Below are 25,690 nucleotides of genomic sequence, written 5' to 3'. Positions count from 1 at the left end.
GATTTATTAATTGGCTCTCAGTAATTTGAGTGCTAATTAATTTCACAATAACAGACAGACCAGTCTATTATGATAGGCGTATTTTATTTCAATATTATAAAAAAAATAAACTTTTGGAGGTATTTTATTATGAAAGATGTAGTAATCGTTAGTGCTGTAAGAACTGCTATAGGAGCATACGGAAAAACTCTTAAGGATGTTCCTGCTGTTGATTTAGGAGCTGTTGTAATAAAGGAAGCTGTAAAAAGAGCTGGAATAAAACCTGAATTAATTAGCGAAGTTATATTTGGTAATGTTCTTCAAGCTGGTCTTGGACAAAACCCAGCAAGACAAGCCGCTGTAAAAGCAGGTTTGCCAGTAGAAATTCCAGCTTTAACTCTTAATAAAGTTTGTGGTTCTGGCCTAAGAAGCATAAGCCTAGCAGCGCAAATAATTAAAGCTGGTGACGCTGACGTTATAGTGGCTGGTGGTATGGAAAACATGTCTGCAGCTCCATTTATACTTGAAAATGCAAGATGGGGTTACAGAATGGGCCACAATAACTTAGTAGATGAAATGATAAAAGACGGGTTATGGGATGCCTTCAATGATTATCATATGGGAGTAACTGCCGAAAATGTAGCAGAACAATGGAATGTAACTAGAGAAGAACAAGATGAATTCTCACTTTCTTCTCAAAAAAAAGCTGAAGAAGCTATTAAGAGTGGTCAATTTAAGGAAGAGATAGTTCCAGTTGTTATAAAAACTAAAAAAGGTGAAATTATATTTGATACAGATGAATTCCCTAGATTCGGAAACACTATAGAAGCTCTAACTAAACTTAAACCAATATTTAAAGAAAATGGTACTGTAACTGCTGGTAATGCTTCAGGACTTAATGATGGTGCTGCAGCACTAGTTATAATGAGTGCTGATAAAGCTAAAGAATTAGGAATAAAACCTCTTGCTAAAATAGCATCTTATGGTTCTGCAGGACTTGATCCAGCAATAATGGGTTATGGTGCTTTCTATGCAACAAAAGCAGCTTTAGATAAGGTTAATTTAAAAGCAGAAGATTTAGATTTAATTGAAGCTAATGAAGCTTATGCATCACAAAGTATTGCTATCGCTAAAGATTTAAATCTTGATATGAGTAAAGTAAATGTCAACGGTGGAGCCATAGCTCTAGGTCATCCAATTGGAGCTTCAGGTGCAAGAATACTGGTTACACTACTTCACGCTATGAAAAACAAAGATGCAAAAAGAGGACTAGCAACTTTATGTATAGGTGGCGGACAAGGAACTGCAATGATAGTAGAAAGAGAATAAACTATTCTAGCTTAAATAAATTAGATAAATCCACTTATCTAATAGGCATACTTATACAATCATGAATTTAATAATGCCCACAAATATTTTTGAATAAAATTATAAAGACTATTTATTATATAAAATCCACTATATAATGATAATTTTTAAAGGCACATATATATTTAAAATCAATATATGTGCTTTCTTTATTTCATGAAGCTATTCAACGATTGTAAGTCCCCATCTTTTTAATTCTATAAATACAGTTTCTAATTTTTTTCCTTTTTCAGTAAGCTTATATTCTACCTTAGGTGGAATCTCTGCATATACCATCCTATCTACCAATCCTACTTTTTCTAATTCCCTAAGCCTTACAGATAAGGTCTTAGGACTTATTCCATCTAGTGAGCGTAATAGATCACCAAATCGCAAAGTTCCATCTATTAATAAATCTCTTATTATCAAAAACGTCCACTTACTACCTATTATATCTATTGCTGCTCCTATTGGACATTTATCTGAAGAGTTTCCTCGCTCCAGTTTGATTTCAGACATATTTTTTCTCTCCTCATGCATTGATTTACCACATTACTTACTTTTTTGAAATTATATGATTAATATATCACTACTTCCTAATTTATAGTATATATACTATAATAACATTAATCAATAACTTTATATTAAGGAGATGAAATACATGAATATTTTTAGTAATTATGACTTAAAAAATACCACTTTAAAAAATAGAATTGTTATGCCACCTATGTGTATGTACTCTGCAGATACAGATGGCAAAGCTAATGAATTCCACTATACTCATTATATAACTCGAGCAATAGGTGGAGTGGGCTTCATTATTGTAGAAGCTAGTGGCATAACTGAAAATGGTAGAATCTCAGATAATGATTTAGGTATTTGGAATGATTATCACATCGAAGGGTTAAAAAACATTGTTGATGGTGTAAAAAAATATGGTTCTAAAATAGCTATACAACTCAATCATGCAGGTAGAAAATATACAGGAAATTTTAGTGAAGCAGTTGCTCCAAGTAAAATTGGATTTGATGAAGCTAGCTTATTGCCTAGAGAATTAACTATGAACGATATAAAACAAATCATAACAAAGTTTAAAGAAGCTGCTCAAAGAGCTGATAAAGCTGGATTTGATGCAATTGAAATACATGGAGCTCATGGTTACTTAATACATCAATTCTTATCACCACTTTCAAACCTAAGGACAGACGAATATGGTGGTAATGTTAAAAACAGAACTAAATTCCTTAAAGAGATATTGCATGCTATTAAAGAAGTCTGGCCAGAAAATAAGGCGATTTCACTTAGAGTATCTTCAGATGATTATACTGCAGGTGGCATAACCTTAGATGATATGGTTGAAATAATAAACGAAGTTAAAAAATATATTGATATAGTCCATGTAAGTACTGGCGGATTAGTTCCAGCAAAAATAGCTGTATACCCTGGATACCAAGTTAATTATTCAAATGAAATTAGAAAAAAATGCAACATACCAACTATAGCTGTTGGCTTAATAACAGATCTTAATATGGGAGAAGAAATAATATCTAATAAAAGAGCAGACTTAGTTGCAATTGGAAGAGAACTTTTAAGAAATCCTTACTTGGTTCTAAATGAAGCCAGAGAAAAACATGTAGAGATTGATTATCCTAAGCAATATCTAAGATCCTTCAACTAATATAAAAAAATCTCTGAATCCACTTAAAATGTACACTATATGATAGACGATATAAAAGTTTCTATCATATAGGGCATTTTTGTGTATCTACCCTTCCAAATACATATGAGGAATCTTACAAGCGACATATTCTTCTTTTTATATTCATATGTTTATGGTTTCATATTAAAATTTATCCACAACTATGGAAATATAATCCACTATACTTTCCCCTAAAAAATAGAACTTTGTGACTAATTTTCATTAATCTCAAAGTTCTATTTATATAATCATAGTTTGCATATAAAATTATGCATTACCGCTTTAATATTATTACTTATAAAAGTATCCTAGCTTATTTATTTGCCATCAACTTAACCATAACAGCCTTTTGTGCATGAAGTCTATTTTCTGCCTCTTCAAATATTTCTTTTGCATGCTGTTCAAGTATGTCCTCTGTTATTTCCTCTCCTCTATGAGCTGGAAGACAGTGGAGGACCATAGCATCTTTCTTAGCTATTCCCATAAGATCACTATTTATCTGATATCCCTTAAATGCTTCTTTTCTTTTAATTGTTTCTTGCTCTTGCCCCATACTAGTCCAAACATCTGTTATAACTACATCTGCATCTTTTACAACATCCACTGGATCGCTTGCAAAGGTAACAATTCCTTTTGAAGACGCTTCTATTTCCTTTACATTTTTTATTACGTGTTCAGGTGGCTCATAACCATTTGGAGTTGCGATACCTATACTCATTCCCACTTTTAAACATCCAACCATTAAAGAATTTGCCATATTGTTTCCGTCACCTATAAAAGCAACCTTAAGCCCTTCAAATTTCCTTTTAAACTCTTTTATTGTAAGTAAATCCGCTAGTACTTGGCATGGATGCTCTTCATCAGTAAGTCCATTTATTACAGGTACTCTTGAATATTCTGCTAGATCTTCAACATCTTTTTGGGAGAAGGTTCTTATCATTATTCCATCTAAATATCTAGATAGAACTCTCGCTGTATCCTTTATTGGTTCTCCTCTTCCAAGTTGTATATCATGTGAGCTTAGGAACAAAGCTGAACCGCCTAACTGGTACATACCAACCTCAAAGGATACACGAGTTCTTGTAGAGGATTTTTCAAATATCATTCCTAAAGTCTTTCCTTTTAACAGATGATCATGAGGTATACCATGCTTTGTTTCATACTTAAGCTGTTCCCCAAGTTCTAGTATTTCCATTATTTCTTCTTTTGTATAATCATTTAGCTTTAGTAAATGCTTATTTTCCATAACTCATCCCCCCAAGATATTTTATTTATAAAGCAATAATTTAATAATATTAATTCTTTGCACAGCTCATTAAAGTATTGGATGTATGACACCTAAATTTCAACTCACCCATTAAATGTAGCCTTAGTTTTACACTAAAAGCATTCTTTAAGAATTTCTAATCCAGCTTTTATTTCCTCTTCAGTTATAGTTAATGGTGGAAGAAGTCTTAAAACCTTTGCTCCTGCAGTAAGAGTCAATATTCCTTTAGCCAAAGCTTTTTCTTGAACATCTTTGCTTTCACCTTCAAGTTCAATACCTAACATAAGCCCTTTTCCTCTAACTTCTTTTACTCCTGGAATATTAAAACCTTCTATTATGTTCTTTATAAGTTCACCCTTTTTAGCAACTTCATCTATGAAGCCTTCACTGGTTACCACATCAAGAACTACACTTGCACCTTTAAGTGCTACTGGATTTCCTCCAAAAGTTGAACCGTGATCTCCCTTTTTGAATACTCCAGCAGTTTTTTCACCAGCTAAAATTGCTCCGATAGGAAGTCCACCACCTAATCCTTTGGCTAGGGTTACTATGTCTGGATTAACATTAAAATGCTCGAAACCAAAGAATTTTCCTGTTCTTCCTACACCACACTGAACCTCATCAAATATTACTAACACATCTTTTTCCTTACATAATGCAACTGCTTCTTTTACAAAGTTTTCATCCAAAGGAAATACTCCGCCTTCTCCTTGTATAGCTTCCATCATTACAGCACATACAGTTCCATCAAGCTGTTCCTTTAGGGCTTCTATATTATTTTTTTCTACATATACAAAACCTTCTGGAAATGGAAAGAAATAATTATGAAATTTCTCTTGTCCTGTTGCCTTCAATGCCGCAAGAGTTCTTCCATGGAAAGATTGCTTTAAAGAAATTATCTTTCCTCTTCCTTCACCATATTTATCAAAACTATATTTTCTTGCAAGCTTTATAGCACCTTCATTTGCTTCTGCTCCAGAGTTTGCAAAGAAAACTTTCTTTAATTTACTTGCATTTACTAGCTTTTCTGCAGCTTCTATAGCTACTGGATTAAAAAATATATTTGAAGTATGCAAAAGTAAATCAATCTGATCCTTTAATCCCTTCTTTAATTGTTCATTACCATAGCCTAGAGAAGATACCCCTATACCACTAGTAAAATCTATATATTTTTTTCCATCAGAATCTATAAGATAATTACCTTCACCTTTAACAAGAGCTATAGGTAATTGTCCATAAGTATCCATGAAGAACTCATTCCATTTCTCTTTAAAATCCATTTTTATTGCACCTCCTATTTACTTTAAGACTCTATTAAATCAAAACCATTTTAATACAAAGAGTCTCTAAAAGATCTAAACTGCTATATGATATTAATTAATAATATTAACTGCTGATTAATGTCAGTGATGTACTATATTAGTGAATCATAGTCCCTATACCTTCATCTGAGAACAACTCTATAAGAACAGAATGCGGCATTCTTCCATCTAGAATATGAACCCTCTTAACTCCATTTCTAATACTCTCAACACAACTGTTTATCTTAGGTATCATTCCTCCGCTTATTATCTTCTCTTCCATAAGCTCCGGAATCTCTCCTACTCTAATATCTGAAATAAGAGTTTCTTCTGAACTTGGATCTCTTAGAAGTCCAGGTACATCAGTAAGAAGTATAAGTTTTTCTGCTTTTAGAGCTGAAGCTACATTAGCTGCAGCTATATCCCCATTTATGTTGTAGGCTTTTCCATCTTCACCTATACCAACAGTTGCTATTACGGATATATATCCTTGCTTTAAACTGTTGTCTATTATTTCTGTATTCACCTTTTTTACTTCTCCAACGAAACCTAAATCCTCTTCACTTTTTACTTTTTCAGTTATAAGCATATTTCCGTCAATACCACATAATCCAATAGCTTTTCCACCTAAAGAATTTATAAGAAATACAAGCTCTTTGTTTACTTTACCTGCAAGCACCATTTGAACTATATCCATTGTCTCTTCATCAGTGTATCTTAAACCATTTATAAACTTTGGCTTTTTCCCCATTTTTTCTAGAAATATATTTATCTCTGGACCACCGCCATGTACTAAAACTACATTTATTCCAACACAACTCATAAGTATCAAGTCATTTATAACTGCTTCTTTAAGAGTCTTGTTTTTCATTGCACTTCCACCATATTTTATTACTATAGTTTTACCATAATATTCTTTTATATATGGAAGAGCTTCGATAAGCGTATTGGCTTTTTTAAAATCTATACTGCTCACAGCTGTCACCTCTTTATAATAATAAGTTCTAACTATTCTTAGGATTAATTCTTGAAATTAAGGTGTTACTACAGGTGATACTATATGAGCAAGCTCATTGAGGCACCAGATGGAGTGATACCTTAATTTCAATATGGTACTAAAGCACTTACGAATAGTTTTAAGTTCTATAATCTCCATTGATTCTTACATATTCATAACTTAGGTCACAGCCCCAAGCGACAGCTTCTTCTTCGCCCATCTTTAAGTCAATTATTATAGATATTTCGCTTTCTCCAAGTACTAGTTTTGCTTTTTCCTCACTAAAAGGTACTGGCATACCATTTTTGCAAACTTCTAAATATCCTTTTATGCTATCAAAAGATACATCAACCTTTTCTACCTCTAAAGGTTCATCTGAATATCCAAGAGCGCATAATATTCTTCCCCAGTTTGCATCTGCACCGAATACAGCAGTCTTAACTAAACTTGATTGAATTACTGATTTTGCTAAAGCTACTGCATGCTCTTCATTTAAAGCACCTTTAACATAGCATTCAATCATCTTAGTTGCACCTTCACCGTCTTTAGCTATAAGTTTAGCAAGTTCTGTACATACAAAAGTCAATGCGTTTAAAAATTTATAATAGCTCTCATCTTTATCTGTAATCTTTTCATTTCCTGCCATACCATTTGCAAGAACTGCTACCATATCGTTTGTACTTGTATCTCCATCAACACTTACTCTATTAAAGCTTTTGTTAGTAGCATGTAAAATAGCTTCTTTTAACAATTTTCCATCTATATTGACATCAGTAGTTATAAATCCTAGCATAGTAGCCATGTTAGGGTGAATCATTCCTGATCCTTTTGCCATACCACCTATAGTAACTTTTTTATCACTAACCTTTATTGATACCGCTACTTCTTTCTTTATCGTATCAGTAGTCATTATAGCTTCTCTTGCATCTATGTTTCCGTTTCTATTTACGCTGTTTACAAGCTCATCCATTCCGTTTTCTATTGCTTCTATATTAAGAGGAACACCTATAACTCCAGTAGATGCAACAATAACATTCTCCTTGTCTATTCCAAGTCTCTCACCAGTTACTTCAGCCATTCTATTAGCTTTTATTATTCCATCTTCTCCTGTGCAGGTATTTGCATTACCGCTATTTACTATAATTGCTTGAGCCTTATAATCAAGTAAGTTCTTTTCAGTAACTAATATAGGGCTTCCTTTAACTTTATTTTGAGTATAAACTGCCGCTGCATCACATATCTTTTCTGAATATATAAGTGCCAAATCCTTTTTCTCTTTTTTCTTCTTTAATCCGCAATGTATACCTGAAGCTACAAAACCTTTCGGTGCTGTAACTCCACCCTTTAATATATCCATTTCTATTCCTCCTCTTAAAAAAATCACTAACAAATTTTCATTATAAAGTATACTTATCCACAAATTTATCTATGTATGTACCACTTCGTAATAAAATCTATTATTTTTAAATTCCATCACCAGAACACGTGAGAGTTTTAATAATAGATTTCAGATCGAAGTGGTACATCTTAGAATATAACTTCTTAAAAAGTTAAAATGCTGGTGCTAAAAATTCTAACCCCTTATTCTCTTCATAGCCCATCATTATATTCATATTTTGTATAGCCTGACCTGCGGCTCCCTTTAGCATATTATCTATCACAGAACATAGGATAAGCTTATTTGCTCTTTCATCAAAATGAATTGATATTTGACAGTTATTTGATAAGGTCACTGACTTTATCGAAGCTGTCTGTCCTTTAGGTACTATATTAACAAACTTCTCACTTTTATACGCTTCCACTAAAGTGTCGTAAGCTTTTTCATAGCTCACTTCTTCATTCAATTCGCAGTATATAGTTGAAAGTATTCCTCTATTTACTGGTATAAGATGTGGTGTAAATACAATTCTTATTTCCTCACCATAGGCTTTACCTAAGCTTTGCTCTATCTCAGGAATATGTCTATGAACTCCTCCAACCTTGTAAGGAGATATATTTTCATTACTTTCTGGGTAGTGAGAAGTTAATGAAAGCCCTCTTCCTGCTCCAGTTACTCCAGATTTAGAATCAATTATTATTCCATCCTTTTTAATAAGCTTATGCTTTAGTAAGGGAGTTAAAGCTAATGCTATAGATGTTGGAAAACACCCCGGATTAGCTATTATAGGTGATTTTTTAATAAGTTCTCTATTTACTTCACAAAGTCCATAAACAGATTTTTCATGAAGACTTCCATATAAATATTTCTTTCCATACCATTTCTCATATTCGCTTTCATCTTCAAGTCTAAAATCTGCTCCTAAATCTATTACTTTTTTACCTTTTGCTATTGCAGTATTTGCTATTTCTTCACTTAATCCATGAGGGAGTGCTAAGAAAAGTAGATCACTATTTTCTACAACCTCATCAGTATTTTCACATTTCAAATTAGTATATCCCAAAAGATTTGGATATACGTCTGTTATATTTTTCCCCTCAAAAGAGGAAGAGCTTATTGCTGTAACCTCAACCTCATTATGAGTAAGAAGCAGTCTTAAAAGCTCTATCCCAACATATCCAGTAGCACCTATTATTCCAACCCTTAACTTGTTCACTTAACGTCCCCCTTATCTATAAATGTATCAACTTCATATACAAATTCATATTTTTAAATCCCCCTCTTAAAACTAAGAGGAGTTTTAAAAATAGTCTTCAAACTGAAATGTTACATTTCTATTTCTGCTCTTTTTTAATAAAATATTTTAAATTATCTAATTGTATATTCACGGATGACTTGCTCGGTCCTCCTACAACTTCTCTTCTTTCAACACAATTTTTAAGATCTAAAGCTTCATAAATATCTTTGTCAAATAAACTTGAAAACTCCTTGAATTCTTCTAAAGTTAGATTTTCCAATTTTGTTTTCTTTTCAATGCAATAAAAAACCAGCTGTCCAATCACCTTATGAGCATCCCTAAAAGGCATCCCTTTTTTAACTAAATAATCTGCTCCATCGGTAGCATTGGTAAATCCTTCACCAGCTGCATCTCTCATTCTACCCTTATTAACCTTCACCGTTGAAAGCATATCACTAAATACATCTATACATAACTTAACTGTATCTAAACTATCAAAAATAGCCTCTTTATCTTCCTGCATATCCTTGTTATAAGCTAGAGGAAGTCCCTTCATCATTGTAAGTAGAGTTATAAGCCCCCCATAAACTCTTCCTGTCTTTCCTCTAACAAGCTCTGCTACATCTGGATTTTTCTTTTGTGGCATTATGCTGGAACCTGTAGAAAATCCATCATCAAGCTCTATAAAACCAAATTCTCCAGTACACCAAAGAATTATTTCCTCGGAAAACCTCGATAAATGCATCATTATTATTGCTAAAGCGCTATTAAGTTCTATTACATAATCTCTGTCAGATACACCATCTAAGCTATTCATAGTAACGTCATCGAACCCCAATTCTTCCGCTACCATGTATCTGTCAAGAGGATAAGTGGTAGTTGCTAAAGCCCCACTTCCAAGTGGGGATACATTCATCCTGTTATAGCAATCCACAAGTCTTGAATAGTCTCTTTTAAACATTTCTCCATAAGCTAACAAATGATGACAAAAGGTTATGGGCTGTGCCTTTTGAAGATGTGTATATCCAGGCATTATGGTATCAACATTTTCAGATGCTATCTTATATATTGAATTTTCAAGCTTCAATATTAAGTTTTTCAATTTATCAATTTCTTTTTTTACATACATTCTTAAATCCAATGCTACTTGATCATTTCTACTTCTTCCTGTGTGAAGCTTTTTACCAACTTCACCTATGCTGCTTATAAGCATTGTTTCTACATTCATGTGTATATCTTCAGCATCTTCTGAAAAATTAACTTTTCCATTTTCTATGTTTGCTAAAATATTTTTAAGCCCTTCAACAATCTTCTCCATATCATCAAAAGAAATAACATTACAGCTTGCAAGCATTTTTGCATGAGCTATGCTTCCCTTTATATCTTCTTCATATAATCTATAATCAAAAGATATAGAGGAATGAAATGCATTAACTAAACTGTTTGTTTCCTTTTGAAATCTTCCACCCCAAAGTTTCATAACTTACCTCCTATTTTTTTGAAAGCATTGACTTAACTGTAATTGGTAATCCGAATAGATTTATAAATCCTTCTGCATCCTTTTGGTTATAAACTTGATCTTCTCCAAAGGTTGCTATTTCTTCACTGTAAAGAGAATATGGTGATGTTATTCCAGCATTAATTATATTTCCTTTATAAAGCTTTAACTTCACATCTCCAGTAACTGTTTCTTGTGTCTTATCTACAAAGGCACTTAGTGCTTCTCTTAAAGGAGTAAACCATAAACCAAAGTAAACCAATTCTCCAAACTTAGTTGCAACTAATTCTTTATAGTGGGATGTTTCTCTATCTAAACATAAGGTTTCTAGTTCTTTATGTGCATAATATAAAATCGTTCCACCTGGAGTTTCATATACTCCTCTTGATTTCATACCTACTAGTCTATTCTCAACAAGATCTATGATACCAATTCCGTTTTTGCCGCCTATTTCATTAAGCTTTTTGATAAGTTCAACTGGACCATATTCGACTCCATCTATCTTCGTAGGAATACCTTGTTCAAAAGATAAAGTTACATAAGTAGGAACATCTGGAGCCTTTTCAGGAGATACTGAAAGTTCTAGTATCTTATCATAGTCTGGTTCATTTTCTGGATTTTCTAAATCTAAACCTTCATGGCTTAAATGCCATAAGTTCTTATCCTTACTATAGTTTGTTTCTCTTGTTAAAGTTATAGGAATATTCTTTGCTATAGCATAATCTATTTCTTCGTCTCTTGACTTAATATCCCATTCTCTCCAAGGAGCTATTATCTTCATTTCTGGTGCATATGCTTTAATTCCAAGTTCAAATCTCACTTGGTCATTTCCTTTTCCGGTACAACCGTGAGCTATAGCATTTGCCCCTACGTTTTTTGCTATTTCTACAAGTCTTTTAGCTATTATAGGTCTTGCAAAAGATGTTCCTAAAAGATACTTTCCCTCGTATATAGCATTTGCCTTTAGACAAGGAAAAATAAAGTCATTAACTAATTCTTCTTTTAGATCAGCTACGTAAAATTCGGAAGCACCAGTATTTATTGCTCTATCTCTTAAGCCTTCTAACTCATCTCCTTGACCAACATCTCCTACTACAGCTACAACTTCACAACCGTAATTTTCCTTAAGCCAAGTTATTATTATAGATGTATCAAGTCCACCTGAATATGCTAAAACAACCTTATTTAATTTCGCCATTAAAAACACCCTCCATTTTCTTCATTTAAAACATGTTATAATTATACATTCATTCTTCATAATTATGCAATACTTTTGAATAAATTTTTATTCATATTTTTTCTCCAGTATTCTTTTCTGTAATACTTGCTAAAAGCTTGCACCTATATAGGTATCCATTCAATATTCTAAATATTCTGTTTTCTATCATTTGTGCATAGTACTTAGGTATAAATGCATAAAAAATATAACTTTACATTCATTTTAGTTATTGATTAATGCATATTTATAATATATTATTTCTTAAAACTGTTGTATCTAAAGAATCCTCCTTCATTTCATCATAGTACTTACACATGGTTATTTATGAACGAAGCTTATATACTTTTCTATTCAGTAAAAAATGCAAAGATTAAATCAACCTTTGCATCTGTCATTGTATAAATATCCTCACTCTTTCTACTCTTTTTACACTCATCTCTTCAATTTTTAAGGTTATGTTATCGTAATTTACTACCGAATTTTCTATATTCTTAGGAATAGTTCCAAGCATTTCAAGAACAAATCCTCCAATAGTATCTGTATCCTCAGAATTAATATTCAAATTAAGTATTTCATTAACTCTGTATATAGATAAAAGTCCATCCACACTATATGTTTTGTCATCAATTTTTCTTATCTCTTGTTCATCTTCATCATATTCATCTGATATATTTCCCATCACTTCTTCTACTAGGTCTTCTAAAGTAACTATCCCTGAAAAGCCTCCATATTCATCTATCAATATAGCCATATGACTTTTAGTTTCCTTTATATCCTTAAAAAGTTCATCTATATGTTTTGTTTCAGGTACAAAATAGGGCTCTCTAACTAATTTATTAAGTTCTATATCTTCTATATTTTTGGTTATAAATTGGCTAAAAATATCCTTAGTATATAAAATTCCAATTATATTATCCACTTCATCTTCGTATATAGGTATCCTAGAAAACTTCTCATGTACTATTTCTTCTATAACATCTGCGATTTTTTCATCACCGTCTAACATGAATACTTCGGTTCTAGGTATCATAACCTCTTTAGCCAGTTTGTCATCAAACCTAAATATTCCATTAATCATTTCTCTTTCTGTTTCATTGATTACACCATGCTCTTTTCCTACTTCTATCATTGATTTTATTTCTTCTTCCGATACTCTTTCTTCCATGTTATTCATATCTATTCCAAATAATCTTATTAAAAGATTGGTTGAGAAAGAAAGAAATTTTACAAATGGTACTGTAACTTTAGATATCATAACTATAGGTTTTACTGTAAACATGGCCACAGATTCAGATTTTTTTAGAGCCAATCTTTTAGGAAATAGTTCACCTAGCACTAACGTAAAATACGATATTACAATTGTTATAATCACTAATGCAATTTGGTCACTGTAGGGTACATTATTTTGGTATAAAAATCTTGCAAAGCTATTTGATAAGCTTGTCGCTGCGGATGCACTGGCGAAGAAACCTGCAAGAGTTATCCCAACTTGAATAGTTGCTAAAAATCTGCTTGGTTCCTTGGTAAGATTTCTAAGTAATATAGCTTTTTTATCTCCCTTATCAGCTAAAATTCCTATTCTATTTTTATTTAAAGAGACTATGGACATTTCAGCTGCTACAAGAAATGCATTTATAGCAATTAATACTACTACTAATAAAATGCTTGTGATTAAATTTTCTTCCATAGCATTCTCCCTTTAGTACTAAATAAAAGTTTTTTAGACTTAACTATGCTTATTATTTCTTAAAACACTTTTTATTATCCTATTTTATAATTTTCTTAACTTTAGTTTATTTATAAAAACAAAATATGCTATTAAAGTACCGTGTTGCAATTAATAGGTTATACATCCGACTCTTTATAACCACTTAATATTGCTAAGTTTAGTTATGGATGTACCACTTCGTAATAAAACTTATTATTTTTAAATTCTCTCACCAGAAACCGTGAGAGTTTTAAAAATAGATTTCTGTTCGAAGTGGCACATCTATACCAAAAATTTTATACTGGTCTAGAAAGTAAAAAAATGCTATTGAGTAAGAAACTCAATAGCATTAATAAAAAAGCATAAATTTTAGTTATCCAAGGATTTTAACTTACTATAATCTTTTAAAGAATAAAAAAATTAGGGAATATTCATCCCTAATTAACTCTATTATTCATTATATCATCAAAGGTTATACCATTGAGCTGTTCATTAACTATATTTTGAATGCTATTCAAAGCATTATGTAACTGACATCTTCCAGATCTATTGGCATTACATATTTCAGGCTCACCTATACATTTTGCAACATAAGTAGGTCCATCTATTGCTTGTATAACATCATTCAAATGTATTTCTTGTGGAAGCCTTGCTAATGAATAACCTCCATTAACACCTCTATAAGAACTAACAATCTTCGCATGTGTCAATTTTCTAAGTATCTTAAGCAAAAATCTTATAGGAACTTTTTCATGTTCCGATATTGATCTTGCTTCTATCTTTGTACCGTAATCTAGTTTGCAAAAGTATAAAACGACTCTTAAAGCATAATCTACTTCTTGTGTTATCTTCATAATATTACCCCTTATAAGGTTTTAAATACATGACTAAATATAGCACTAATACATTGAAATGTCAACGTTTCACTTGATTTATCTGCACTCTCCTACTAACAATAAAGATGGATTACTTTGCTCCGAAATTTATTTTTATAACTCCTCTGGGTTCTTATATGTGAATTTGAAAATAAATATTTTATAATGAAGTGCACATCCATATATAATCATAATTTAAATCTTTAAATGTAATTTTCAATATTTTTATTTACAATAAAAACTTTCCATGCTATTATATGTGTATACAATTCAGTTTTATACAATTTAATTTTATAATATATAATTAGGAGATGTTTTAAATGTCTATTTATGATTTTAAAGTAAACAACATCGATGGAAAAGAAATCGAATTATCTAAGTATGAAGGTAAAGTTTTAATCATTGTTAATACTGCAACTAAATGTGGTTTTGCCCCACAACTTGAAGATCTACAAAAATTATATGAAAAATATAAAGATAAGGGGCTAGAGATTTTAGGTTTTCCTTCAAATCAATTTGAAAACCAAGAACCTGGCTCAAATGAAGACGTAAAAAAAGTTTGCTCAATAAACTATGGAGTAACATTTGATATGTTTGAAAAATCTGATGTTCGCGGTAAGGATTCTCTTCCATTATTTAATTATCTTATATCAGAAAAACCTTTTAGAGGTTTTAACTTAAATGATCCTCAACAAAAGTTTTTTAATGCATTTTTAGAAGAAAACTTTCCTGAATCTCTAATCGACGATTCCATAAAATGGAACTTCACTAAATTCCTTGTTGATAGGAATGGTAAAATAATCGGAAGATTTGAATCTCCAGTTGATCCTTTAAGCATGGAAAGTTATATAGAAGCTTTATTATAATTAATATATTATCGATGATTCTAATTTCAATATATATAATAATATTTCTAATTTTAATTCGTTAAAGAAGACCTATTTACATTCAAATATATAAATGATATATTTATACTATCAATTCAATTTTATGCAATTTAATCAAACTCAATATTATCGGAGGTATTAAAAATGAGTATATATGATTTTAAAGCTATAGATATAGATGGGCGTGAGGTTGACTTTTCTGATTATAAGGGTAAAGTATTACTTATAGTAAACACTGCAAGTAAGTGTGGTCTCACACCTCAATTTAAAGAGCTAGAGGATTTGTACAATAAACTTAGAGGTAAAAACTTTGAGATTCTTGGATTCCCTTGCAACCAATTTGCTAGTCAAGATCCAGGAAACAGTGAAGAAATCAAAAGTTTTTGTCTGCTAAACTATGGAGTAACTTTTAAAATGTTTGAGAAGGTTGATGTAAATGGTGAAAACGCTCATCCTATCTACAAATATTTAACTTCTCAAAAAGGTGGAATTTTGAATAAAGCTGTTAAGTGGAATTTCACAAAATTCTTAGTTGATTCAAATGGAAATGTAGTAGACAGGTTCGCACCAACTACATCACCTTCAAAGATTGAGGAGGATATAAATAAACTTTTAAAGGACGTGTAACAATGGAAGATAACGAATTAAAAGATGAGATGTTAAAATTAGATAACCAGCTATGCTTTGCTATTTACGCTTGTTCCAAAGAGATAATTAAAGGGTATAGACCTTATCTTGACGAGTTAGGTCTTACTTATACACAGTATATAACTCTACTTTCGCTTTGGGAAAAGGATGGTGTAACTGTAAAAGAATTAGGAAACAAATTATATCTTGATTCCGGTACTTTAACACCATTATTAAAAAAGTTAGAAGCTTCTAATTTAATAGAAAGAATTAGAGATAAAGAAGACGAAAGAAATGTTATAATTAAGCTTACTGAAGAAGGCAAGAACAAAAAGTTGTCAGCTGGATGCATTCCTCAAAAGTTATTGGAAAATACAAAGCTATCACCAGAAAAACTTTTTAGTATAAGAGAAAGTATGAAAGCTTTGCTAGAATCAATGAGATAGTATAAAAACTACCAGAATTATTTCTGGTAGTTTTTATTTTAGTATTAACTTTTCTCTATTTCTTCATAAAGAATTCATATAAAATGGATATCATTAATAGTATACTGATATTTTTCACAAACAAATAATCCGTAAGATAAATAAATTTGAGGTGTAAAATGTTATAGGAGTGATAAAAATGGCAATAAAAAGTATAAACCTTAGCGTTAACGACATGACCTGTACTTCTTGCGAAAATAGAATATCCAATTCTTTAAAAACTCTTTCTGGTATCTTAGAAGTAAAAGCCAGTTATAAGAACTCATCAGTTTATGTGAAATTTGACAATGAAAAGTGCTCTTATGGGAAAATATGTTCAACAATAGAAGATATAGGTTATACAGTCACAGGAAATACTTTATCCCAAAGTAGTAATTCTGCTAAAACTGAAATACTACCTATAATTGCAATAATATTTATAGCATTTGTATTTATAAAATTAGGGCAAAATTCTATCGGCTTTGATATGAGTTCTAAACTAGGAACAAATACTACATACGTTATGCTCTTTGTAATAGGCATCTTCACTTCTCTGCATTGCGTAGGTATGTGTGGAGGTATAATGCTTTCTCAAAGTATATCAATAAAAGGTGTAAATAAGTTTTCAAATCTAAAACCTTCACTTTTTTATAACTTTGGAAGATTAATATCTTATACTCTATTAGGTGGGATAGTAGGTGCTATAGGATCTGTATTTACTATAACTATAGGGACTCAAGCATTAATATCTATAATTGCCGGAGTTTTTATGGTAATAATGGGATTTAATTTGGCTGGGTTTAAATTTTTTAGATCTATTAACATCAAACTTCCATGGTCGAACTGTAATACAAAAAGATCACTAACAGGTAAACCACTAATTGTAGGTCTTTTGAACGGCTTGATGCCTTGCGGCCCTCTTCAAACAATGCAATTATATGCTCTTGCTACTGGTAGTCCAATTAGAGGTGCAATTTCTATGTTCATTTTCGCCTTAGGTACTATTCCACTTATGCTTACATTTGGAGTTGCTGCAAGTTTTCTTAACAGCGGTAAGACTAAAAAACTACTAAAAGTCAGCGGAATTGTAGTTATATTATTAGGATTTATCATGGCTAACAGAGGATTTACTCTAATGGGCTTTAATATATCACCTATGTCTATTTTAAGCAGCAAAAATTTAGCTTCTAATGTTAAGATGTCTGATGATAACAAGGGGAAATTAGTAGATGGAAAGCAAGTTATTAACTTAACTGCAGATAGCAAAGGTTATTCCCCTAATGTAGTATTTCTTCAAAAAAACGTGCCAGCCAAGATAGTTATAGATGGAAAACTCATAACTTCTTGCAATAACGAAATTGTATTTCCCAGTCTAAACATAAGTAAAAAACTAAAATCAGGTGAAAATGTAATAGAATTTACACCTACTGATAAAGATATTGATTATAGCTGCTGGATGGGTATGATTACAGGTAAGATCAAAGTTGTTGATAATTTAGGCAATGTGTCTCAAGAAGACATTTCTAAGGCTCAATCAGATCAACAACAATCTGCTGCTGGCGCAAGTTGCTGCTCTCCTACTGGAGGAGCTGCTCAAGAACCACAATTATATGGTCAACCTATCTCTAAGGTACCTACTGATAAAATGGTTGTAAAAGCTAAAATTAATGGTGTAACACAAAATCTTTCGATTAAAGCTAATAACAACGAATTTGAACCTTTAGTTTGGGTATTCAAAAAAGGTCTCACAGCTAACGTTTCTCTTAATTTAAATGGTATGAATAATGCTGATGGTAAGTATGACATTATAGGTTTTACTACTAACACTAAGGTTAATAGCTTTACAATAAGCAATTATCTTGGAAAGTTAAATATGAAATTCGATAAAGAAGAAACTTATTTTATTGAAAAAGATAATAATGTTTACGGTGTTATTAAAGTTGTCTCTGACTTTGATAATGCTGACTTAGAACAGATAAGAAATGACACCATAAATCAATAATCACATATAGAGTTTCTATCCAACTATTAATTTATACATGCTATAATTCATAGGTACTTGATTTGCGAACAAGTGTAAATTAAGTTTCTTCATAGGAACTCTTTAAAGCTGTACCACTTCGATCATAGGTCTATTTTTAATGCACTCACAGATTCTGGTGAGAAAGCTTAAAAGTATAAATTACTGTACGAAGTGGTACATTAATATGTATTGTTTTACCCCTGGAACTTTTTTCTTTTTATACTTCCCCAACTTCCCTTTAGCTTTCTAAATTTTATTATACCTTCTAATCTGTATAGCGTAGTCATCTGCCTATATCCAAAGTTCTCTATTATTCCATAGAAAGTTAATTTCATTAGCTGCCATATTGATGGATACTTATTAAAAGTGTATTCCTCCAGTAATATCGCTCCTATAGAAAGTATAACTCCATATAGTATGGATGAAGCTAAAAAAAGTAGAAAATACCTAACATTAAGTACTCCGAAAAAATATGATAAAGGAATAAACACATATCCAACTACTTCCACTATAGGTCCAATCATCTCGAACACCCAAAAATAAGGAGCCGCTAAGATACCTATCTTACCATATCTAGGATTAAAAAGTAGCCGTTTATGTTTGAACAGACTATCCATAAGTCCAATCTGCCATCTTCTTCGTTGCACCCTTAAATCCTTAAACTTCTCAGGAGCTTGAGTCCAACAAACTGGGTCTGGTATAAATTTTATTCTATATTTCTCTTTTCTTTCTCTCATAATTCTATGAAGCCTTACTACTAGTTCCATATCTTCACCTATAGTTTTAACAGTATAACCACCAACTTCTATAACGCTCTCTTTTTTAAATGCTCCAAAAGCTCCAGATATTATAAGCAAAGCATCAATTGCATCCCACCCCATTCTACCTGTTAAGAATGCTCTAAGATACTCAACTATCTGAAACATAGCTACTCTATTTTTAGGTAACCTTATTTCTTTTATCTTACCATTATCTATTGTGCTTCCATTGGCAATTCTCACTATTCCGCCTACAGCTATTGTGAGTTTATCTTCTACAAAAGGCATTATAACTCTTACTAAGGAGTCACTTTCTAATATTGAATCAGCGTCAATAGATGCAAACACTGGATATCTAGATATATTTATTCCTGCATTTAAGGCATCAGCCTTTCCTCCATTTACCTTATCTACCACTACTAGTTTAGGTATATCTATATTTTTATATACTGCTTTGATCTCGTTGGTAGCAACTCTATATCTTATAGGTTGATATACCTTTCTGAGCTTAAATGCTTCTATTACTCTTTCTAGAGTTTCATCTTTAGAACCATCATTAATTACTACTATTTCAAATGTAGGGTAATTCAAAGCCAGAAGAGATTTTATGTTGTCTACTATGGTTTCTTGCTCATTATAGCCTGGTACTAATACCGATATAGGAATCATATTATCTGATTCAGTATATTTTTTGTGGTTCGAATATCTCATCTTTCTTATATAATCATACAAGTTAAAGCTTGATAATATAAGCTGAATAAAATATATCCCATTAACAATAAGAACATAATATAAGATAAAGTGGTTAAACGCTAAAATTACTTCCCTTAAGATATTACTCATCCTTTGTTTCACCACCATTATCAATGTAGTTTTTTATAAGTACAGCTAATTTTTCATCATAGTATTTGTTATTCTCCTCATCAAATATTCTTGACATTAGATCCGTATCTTCCATAGCAGATATTATTATATCTTTAGCAAACCTATCATGCCCTTCAAATACTTTATGCACATACTGCAAACTCTCATCTAGCTTTAGTATAGAAACAGCAGAATTATATCTTACAAACCATTGCCTATCAGATAATTTATCAATTAATTTAGGTATGATATTTGTATCACTATATCTTCCCAGAGTTTTAGCAGCTAAAGCCCGGACTTCCCAACTTTCATCATCTAAAAGATCAGAAATTTTATCTATATAACGAGTATCCTTCATATTACCTAAAGCTTTTATTGCTGATATTCTTCTTTCTTTAGAATTACTATCTAAATATTTTGCTATAGGCTCTATCAAGGTATACTCTAATGAATTGCCAGCAGATTTTATAAATAACGAGCTTATAAACTCGTCTTCATCATCTATCATTTTTGAATACACAAAACTTTTATTTCCTTCAAAGCTATCTATTATCTCAATGAGACTTCTTTCACTTAAGAGAATTGATCCATTTATCTTTGAAAAAGCATCTATAAAGCTTTGGTCATCTCCTATTTTTGCTAAAGCTAAAAGAGCATTATATTTTATATCTTGTATAGATATAGAAACTTGCTCTAATAAATCTTTTATGGCTTTTTTACTTCTTAATTCCCCCAACTTCTTACAGCATAGTGCTTTCTTATATATATTTCTTGTATTTAAATCTTTCAATTCTTCTTCTACAATTCTATAATCTTCGCAAAATTGTATTAAGATTTCTCTAAATTCTCCAGTGAAATTTTCAAGATAGTAGCTTATTCTTTCTTCTAGTATATCCCTCCTTATACTATTCCTTAGTATTTTTTTAAGTCTCTTTCTATCAATATCGATATCTTTTATATTTCCAGTATCTATTACCTTATTAATTATAGAATCTATTTCAGGAATTAATTGTTTCTCATACCTAGACTTCTGTTTTCTAGCTATTTTTTCTATGCTCTTTTCCACTATTATATACAAATAAAGAAATGCTACTATAGTACTAAAAAGAATTATAGAGTAATATATGTACTGTTCCATGAATTCACCATCATTCTTTTATATACTTTTTTATGATTTCGTCCATCTCTTTTGGTGAAAATGGTTTTTTTACAATTTCACTTGCTCCTATTTCTAAAAGATAATTTATATTTTCAGTTGATTTCTGAGCAGACAAGACTATTATGTTAATATTTTCATCTAGTCTTTTAACCTTTTTTATAAATTCATCTGCATACATAGTATCCATATAAGAATCAATTATAAGAAGATTAAACAAGGTATACTTCATTAATACTAGAGCTGCATTTGCATTATCAGCAACTGCAACAGAGTAATTCTTCTCCTTATATCTACTTACCATTATTGAGGTTAAGGTTACATCATCATCCACAATTAATATTCTTCCCCCGGTCATTTTATCATCTCTGCTCACCATTAAAAGTGATTTATTTTTCAACCTATTGTCCTCCTATATCTTTAAAAGCTTCTTTTAATATGTAATAAGAAGGCTTAAGCCTCTCATGAAAACTTGGGTTATTCCATTCATTCAAGCTAAAATATCCCATCTCATTACTATTTATGTTTTTATTATTAGTTACATGAATTCCTCCTAAATATATGCCTTCAACTTTTGTAGCTTTTATTCCATAAATATTAAAGTCATTCATTATACTCTTTGTAGATGGATCCATAAAGTTTAATAATTGCCATGGAATTCTTATTTCTATATTATCTCCATTAACATTAAAATCTGTTAATGAGTTAAATGTATCATGTTTTGGATTGCCATCACCAAAGGTTAATCTACCAGTTTCATACTTTGATAGAGGTATAACAACTTTATCTTGAGGAAGTAATAGCTCTTTATTAAGACATAAATATATTGGGTTAAATATATTGTTATCATTATTTTCAAATGCAGTATTTCTATCTATCATCTTCAATTGTTTTGCATAAAGGTAATAAAAAGAATCGTAATAACTATGTACCATAATTCTTGAATTACTTTTACCATCAATATTTACAATAAAATCTATCGGTCTTTGAAACCTTATATCAGTGTCTTGAATGGATAAACTACCTGAACTAGGAGTTACATCTATGGGGATAATGAACTTATCTTTTTCTAAATTGAAATTATCTACTTTGGCATATAGATATAAATATTTCTCATCCTGTTTGGCATAAACGCTAAAATCATTGCCTTTAGCTGAGAGCTTACTACTTTGCCATTCATCAGGGTTTCCATCAACATAACACTCACTATCTTTCTTCCCAGGTTCAAAGGCTAGAACTCCAAATTCCTGCTCATTAGTTTGAGGATTTGACCAATAAGCCCTTCTTTCTGGTATATCAAGATCCATAGTATTCCAAGTTCGCTTAAACCATTCATCCTGCCATGTGAATATAAGACCCCCACAATAACCTTCATCATGTATGTTCTGCAACATAAACTTATCCATCTCTCCTTGCGTCTTCTCATCAATATCACCTTGATTAAATCCCATATGTATATTTTCGTGAGCCTTTCCTCTGGATGCAGGAATACCGAATTCAGCAACAAGTACAGGAACTGTATGCTGCTTTCTAAGCTCCTTTAGATAAGCCCTATAGGTATTAACCTTGCCATTAGGATCTTTAAATTGTGCATATTCATGTTGATAGTTCATGAAATCTGGATAATAAGGATATATATGATAGGATGCAAATAATCCTGGTTTAAACGCTTGTTTTGCTTTTATATGCTCTGTATTTACAGCTACTTTATCTTCTTTAGGTAATGGTTCATTGGGATGAGATAACATATCTGTAGTTACCCAGTTTGTAAAACCGGTAGCTCTTTGCATTTTATAATTATAGGTTTCATAGTCTATAGCATAATCACCTATTTCGCAGAGAAATTTTTCAAATGGTGATGAATTGCTTGTGTATAGATATTTCCCTTCAAACTCACTGTTTTTATTATTGATTTCATTTGTGTTGATGACAAAATCAGGATCCCACTCTATTCCAAGTATCCATCCTGCTACATATTCAGATATATCTTTTTTATAAATACCATTGGCATAACCTTTTTTTTCTGGTAATTCTGCTTTGCCATGAATTATATCAACTAATGCTTTAATATCAGCTTTTACTTGATTCTTTATCTTTTGATTTTCTGCGTTGTTTATATTTATAATATCTTCTTCATTAACCCAAACACCTTGAAATAGATATAAAGGCTTAATAGATTCTTGATTATATTCGTAAAGCGCTTCATAAAAATCCGGCTTTAGGATAGTATATACTCTTATGCTATTAGCATTCATTTCACTTATATATTTAAACCACCTTTTGTATTCTTCCTTGGTTATTGCAAGTTCTCCCGGAAAGCTGCCTGGCTTAGCTGCACCTATATTGACACCTTTTATAAAGCTCTTTTTCCACTTTCCTAGTTCATATATATAGAAATCTTTAGCATCTACCTTAGTAATGAATTTGGTATTATCCTCTGTATATGTAGAAAACTTATTCCTAACTATATATCCAAATTTCCATATTGAAAAGCTAAGAATTGCTAAAGTTATCACCACTGCTAAAAACTTCTTCATTATAAATTCCCCCTTATACCTCACTCACCATAAATAATTTTAATATACATTCTTAAGTTCAATACTGTACTTTAACATCTCTTAATATTATTATGTTCTAAAGCGGATTGGTCCATGTAAGGATAATAATAAAAAAGTTACTGAAGTGTCCTTCTTCAGTAAGTTTTTTTGCGTATCTACCTTTCCGAATTCATATGAGGAAAATCTGGCAGGCGAATAAGTTTTACTTTTTACTGTTTATACACAAAAAATTTCTAAAACCATTGAAATATCTATATTTAGCTATATTAAAAACTTTATACTTTTCTAGACAGTAAAAAACCTTTGTTTTTCAACAAAGGTTTTTAAATAATCTAAGAAATTTATATTATCTTGTCATACATGCTTTTATCTTTTTAATTCTTTTATCTCCAACTTCTTCTACCTTAAACATAACATTTTTATATTCAACTATTTTTTCTTCGTCACTCTTAGGAATTTTCCCTATCATACTTACAAGAAATCCGCCAATTGTATCAAAGTTGTCAGTTTCTATATCTAAATGTAGATGTTCATTAACATCATTTATTGATAAAAGTCCATCTATTAAATAAGTGTTATTATCTAACTTCTTAATTTCACTTTCATTATCATTCTCATCATACTCATCAAAGATATTTCCCATAACTTCTTCTATTAAATCTTCTATAGATACTACTCCTGAGAATCCACCGTATTCATCAATAAGAATAGCCATATGATTCTTAGAGTCTTGTAGTTCTTTAAACAGTGTATCTATATTGTTAGTCTCAGGAACAAAATAAGGAGTTCTTAATATACTTCTTATGTTAATCTTATCTATCCCTGTCTTATTGGCCTGGAAGAAGAAATCTTTCATATATAGTATACCTATTATATTATCAATATGACCTTCATAAACGGGAACTCTAGAGAAGTTTTCATTTAATAACTTTGAAGATATTTCTCTTATAGGAGTATTTATATTTAATAAAAATACTTCAGTTCTTGGAGTCATTACTTCTTTTGCAAGCTTGTCATCAAATTCTATTATACTTTCTATCATTTCCTTTTCAGTCTCATTTATAACACCATGCTCTTGTCCAACTTGAACTAAGGACTTTATCTCTTCCTTCGAAACCTTTTCTTCTAAGTTCTTTCCATCAATTCCAACAAGTCTTAGCAATAAATTAGTAGATCCTGAAAGGAATTTTACAAAAGGGCTACTTATTTTCGAAACAAACACAATCGGCATTACCGAAAACATAGCTATTGCTTCTGAGTTCTGAAGAGCAACTCTTTTTGGGAACAATTCTCCAAATACTAGTGTGAAGTATGATAATAGGATAGTTATTACCACCAAAGAGATTTGACTGCTATATGGTATATTAAACTTACCCAAGAATACAGAAAACTCACCACTTATTCCTGTTGCAGCAGATGCACTAGCAAAAAAGCTTGCAAGAGTTATACCAACTTGTATAGTTGCCAAAAAGTTACTAGGTTCGTCCAAAAGTTTTATTAAAGATACGGCTTTCTTATTTCCTTTTTCAGCAAGATTTCTAACCTTGTTCTTATTTAAAGAAATTATAGCCATTTCTGCAGATGAGAAAAAAGCATTGATAAGTGTTAAAAACACTATTAATAATAATTGAAACAAAATACTACCATACGGGCTCGGGTCCATAACTTTTAATACCTCCTAAAACATTATAGCTATAATGATATCATAGCTAATGAAATCTTTCAAATTCGAAAAATTCTTAGAATTGTCTAATAATTTACCTTAAAAGCCTAATATACAGTTTATCCTACTTACACTTTCTCAATCTAGTCCATACTATTTTTAAAACTCTCACAGCTTATGGTGAG

General features: G+C 31.1%; 21 protein-coding genes. 6 read left to right on the top strand and 15 right to left on the bottom strand.

All coding sequences use genetic code 11. The features are described from left to right. Window positions 1–129: 129 nt before the first annotated feature. On the top strand, window positions 130–1,308 hold the full coding sequence (locus OCU55_RS15855) for an acetyl-CoA C-acetyltransferase (RefSeq protein WP_261853270.1): 1,179 nt from the start codon (window positions 130–132) through the stop codon (window positions 1,306–1,308). Between the two features lie 201 nt (window positions 1,309–1,509). On the opposite strand, the gene OCU55_RS15850 is transcribed toward OCU55_RS15855, so the two are convergent. Then, window positions 1,510–1,845 carry a winged helix-turn-helix transcriptional regulator gene (locus tag OCU55_RS15850; RefSeq protein WP_261853269.1) on the bottom strand — a complete coding sequence of 112 codons (336 nt, stop codon included), beginning with the start codon at window positions 1,843–1,845 and terminating at the stop codon, window positions 1,510–1,512. A gap of 142 nt (window positions 1,846–1,987) precedes the next feature. Between OCU55_RS15850 and namA the strand changes: the two genes are divergently transcribed. Further along, window positions 1,988–3,004 (top strand): NADPH dehydrogenase NamA, encoded by a 1,017-nt coding sequence (gene namA, locus OCU55_RS15845; protein WP_261853268.1) that lies wholly within the window; start codon window positions 1,988–1,990, stop codon window positions 3,002–3,004. 334 nt (window positions 3,005–3,338) lie between these two features. Here the strand turns inward: namA and argF are convergent, their stop codons facing one another. From argF to OCU55_RS15800, 9 genes are all read right to left on the bottom strand, one after another. Next, window positions 3,339–4,271 (bottom strand): ornithine carbamoyltransferase, encoded by a 933-nt coding sequence (gene argF / locus OCU55_RS15840; RefSeq protein WP_261853267.1) that lies wholly within the window; start codon window positions 4,269–4,271, stop codon window positions 3,339–3,341. Between the two features lie 134 nt (window positions 4,272–4,405). Then, window positions 4,406–5,578, bottom strand: a complete 1,173-nt coding sequence (locus OCU55_RS15835) for an aspartate aminotransferase family protein (RefSeq protein ID WP_427847065.1) — start codon at window positions 5,576–5,578, stop codon at window positions 4,406–4,408. 133 nt (window positions 5,579–5,711) lie between these two features. Further along, window positions 5,712–6,569: an acetylglutamate kinase gene (gene argB, locus OCU55_RS15830; protein WP_427847063.1), complete on the bottom strand. Its 858-nt coding sequence runs from the start codon at window positions 6,567–6,569 to the stop codon at window positions 5,712–5,714. A gap of 160 nt (window positions 6,570–6,729) precedes the next feature. Then, a complete protein-coding gene (gene argJ / locus OCU55_RS15825; RefSeq protein ID WP_345795597.1) occupies window positions 6,730–7,953 on the bottom strand; it encodes a bifunctional glutamate N-acetyltransferase/amino-acid acetyltransferase ArgJ in 1,224 nt (407 codons plus the stop codon). 187 nt (window positions 7,954–8,140) lie between these two features. Then, on the bottom strand, window positions 8,141–9,184 hold the full coding sequence (gene argC / locus OCU55_RS15820; protein WP_261853264.1) for an N-acetyl-gamma-glutamyl-phosphate reductase: 1,044 nt from the start codon (window positions 9,182–9,184) through the stop codon (window positions 8,141–8,143). A 118-nt stretch (window positions 9,185–9,302) separates the two neighbouring features. Further along, complete coding sequence (gene argH / locus OCU55_RS15815) at window positions 9,303–10,685, bottom strand: argininosuccinate lyase (protein WP_261853263.1); 1,383 nt, start codon at window positions 10,683–10,685, stop codon at window positions 9,303–9,305. A gap of 10 nt (window positions 10,686–10,695) precedes the next feature. Beyond that, window positions 10,696–11,901, bottom strand: a complete 1,206-nt coding sequence (locus OCU55_RS15810) for an argininosuccinate synthase (RefSeq protein ID WP_261853262.1) — start codon at window positions 11,899–11,901, stop codon at window positions 10,696–10,698. A gap of 412 nt (window positions 11,902–12,313) precedes the next feature. Next, window positions 12,314–13,609 carry a hemolysin family protein gene (locus tag OCU55_RS15805; RefSeq protein WP_261853261.1) on the bottom strand — a complete coding sequence of 432 codons (1,296 nt, stop codon included), beginning with the start codon at window positions 13,607–13,609 and terminating at the stop codon, window positions 12,314–12,316. A gap of 458 nt (window positions 13,610–14,067) precedes the next feature. Further along, the gene (locus tag OCU55_RS15800; protein WP_261853260.1) at window positions 14,068–14,484 is read right to left on the bottom strand and encodes an RrF2 family transcriptional regulator; all 417 of its coding nucleotides are present in this window, start codon (window positions 14,482–14,484) and stop codon (window positions 14,068–14,070) included. 341 nt (window positions 14,485–14,825) lie between these two features. Here OCU55_RS15800 and OCU55_RS15795 point away from each other — a divergent pair, with 341 nt between their 5' ends. The 4 genes from OCU55_RS15795 to OCU55_RS15780 all read left to right on the top strand — a co-directional run bounded on the left by OCU55_RS15795 (window position 14,826) and on the right by OCU55_RS15780 (window position 18,485). Then, the gene (locus OCU55_RS15795) at window positions 14,826–15,371 is read left to right on the top strand and encodes a glutathione peroxidase (RefSeq protein WP_261853259.1); all 546 of its coding nucleotides are present in this window, start codon (window positions 14,826–14,828) and stop codon (window positions 15,369–15,371) included. A 165-nt stretch (window positions 15,372–15,536) separates the two neighbouring features. Continuing rightward, window positions 15,537–16,019 carry a glutathione peroxidase gene (locus OCU55_RS15790; RefSeq protein WP_261853258.1) on the top strand — a complete coding sequence of 161 codons (483 nt, stop codon included), beginning with the start codon at window positions 15,537–15,539 and terminating at the stop codon, window positions 16,017–16,019. A 2-nt stretch (window positions 16,020–16,021) separates the two neighbouring features. Then, a complete protein-coding gene (locus OCU55_RS15785; RefSeq protein ID WP_261853257.1) occupies window positions 16,022–16,465 on the top strand; it encodes a MarR family winged helix-turn-helix transcriptional regulator in 444 nt (147 codons plus the stop codon). A gap of 178 nt (window positions 16,466–16,643) precedes the next feature. Then, the gene (locus tag OCU55_RS15780) at window positions 16,644–18,485 is read left to right on the top strand and encodes an urease accessory protein UreH domain-containing protein (RefSeq protein ID WP_261853256.1); all 1,842 of its coding nucleotides are present in this window, start codon (window positions 16,644–16,646) and stop codon (window positions 18,483–18,485) included. A 215-nt stretch (window positions 18,486–18,700) separates the two neighbouring features. Here the strand turns inward: OCU55_RS15780 and OCU55_RS15775 are convergent, their stop codons facing one another. The 5 genes from OCU55_RS15775 to OCU55_RS15755 form a co-directional block, all read right to left on the bottom strand. Further along, window positions 18,701–20,107 (bottom strand): glycosyltransferase family 2 protein, encoded by a 1,407-nt coding sequence (locus tag OCU55_RS15775; protein WP_261853255.1) that lies wholly within the window; start codon window positions 20,105–20,107, stop codon window positions 18,701–18,703. Next, a complete protein-coding gene (locus OCU55_RS15770; protein WP_261853254.1) occupies window positions 20,100–21,266 on the bottom strand; it encodes a HEAT repeat domain-containing protein in 1,167 nt (388 codons plus the stop codon). Before OCU55_RS15770 ends, OCU55_RS15775 begins: the two co-directional genes overlap by 8 nt. Window positions 21,267–21,276: 10 nt before the next feature. Further along, window positions 21,277–21,684 (bottom strand): response regulator, encoded by a 408-nt coding sequence (locus tag OCU55_RS15765; RefSeq protein WP_261853253.1) that lies wholly within the window; start codon window positions 21,682–21,684, stop codon window positions 21,277–21,279. Between the two features lies 1 nt (window position 21,685). Beyond that, window positions 21,686–23,821: a glycoside hydrolase family 113 protein gene (locus OCU55_RS15760; RefSeq protein WP_261853252.1), complete on the bottom strand. Its 2,136-nt coding sequence runs from the start codon at window positions 23,819–23,821 to the stop codon at window positions 21,686–21,688. Between the two features lie 367 nt (window positions 23,822–24,188). After that, window positions 24,189–25,505 (bottom strand): hemolysin family protein, encoded by a 1,317-nt coding sequence (locus OCU55_RS15755; protein WP_261853251.1) that lies wholly within the window; start codon window positions 25,503–25,505, stop codon window positions 24,189–24,191. Between the last annotated feature and the right edge of the window lie 185 nt (window positions 25,506–25,690).

Source organism: Clostridium folliculivorans (genome assembly GCF_024341905.1).
GTDB classification, from domain to species: domain Bacteria; phylum Bacillota; class Clostridia; order Clostridiales; family Clostridiaceae; genus Clostridium_AR; species Clostridium_AR folliculivorans.
This window is presented reverse-complemented; position numbering and strand designations above follow the sequence as displayed.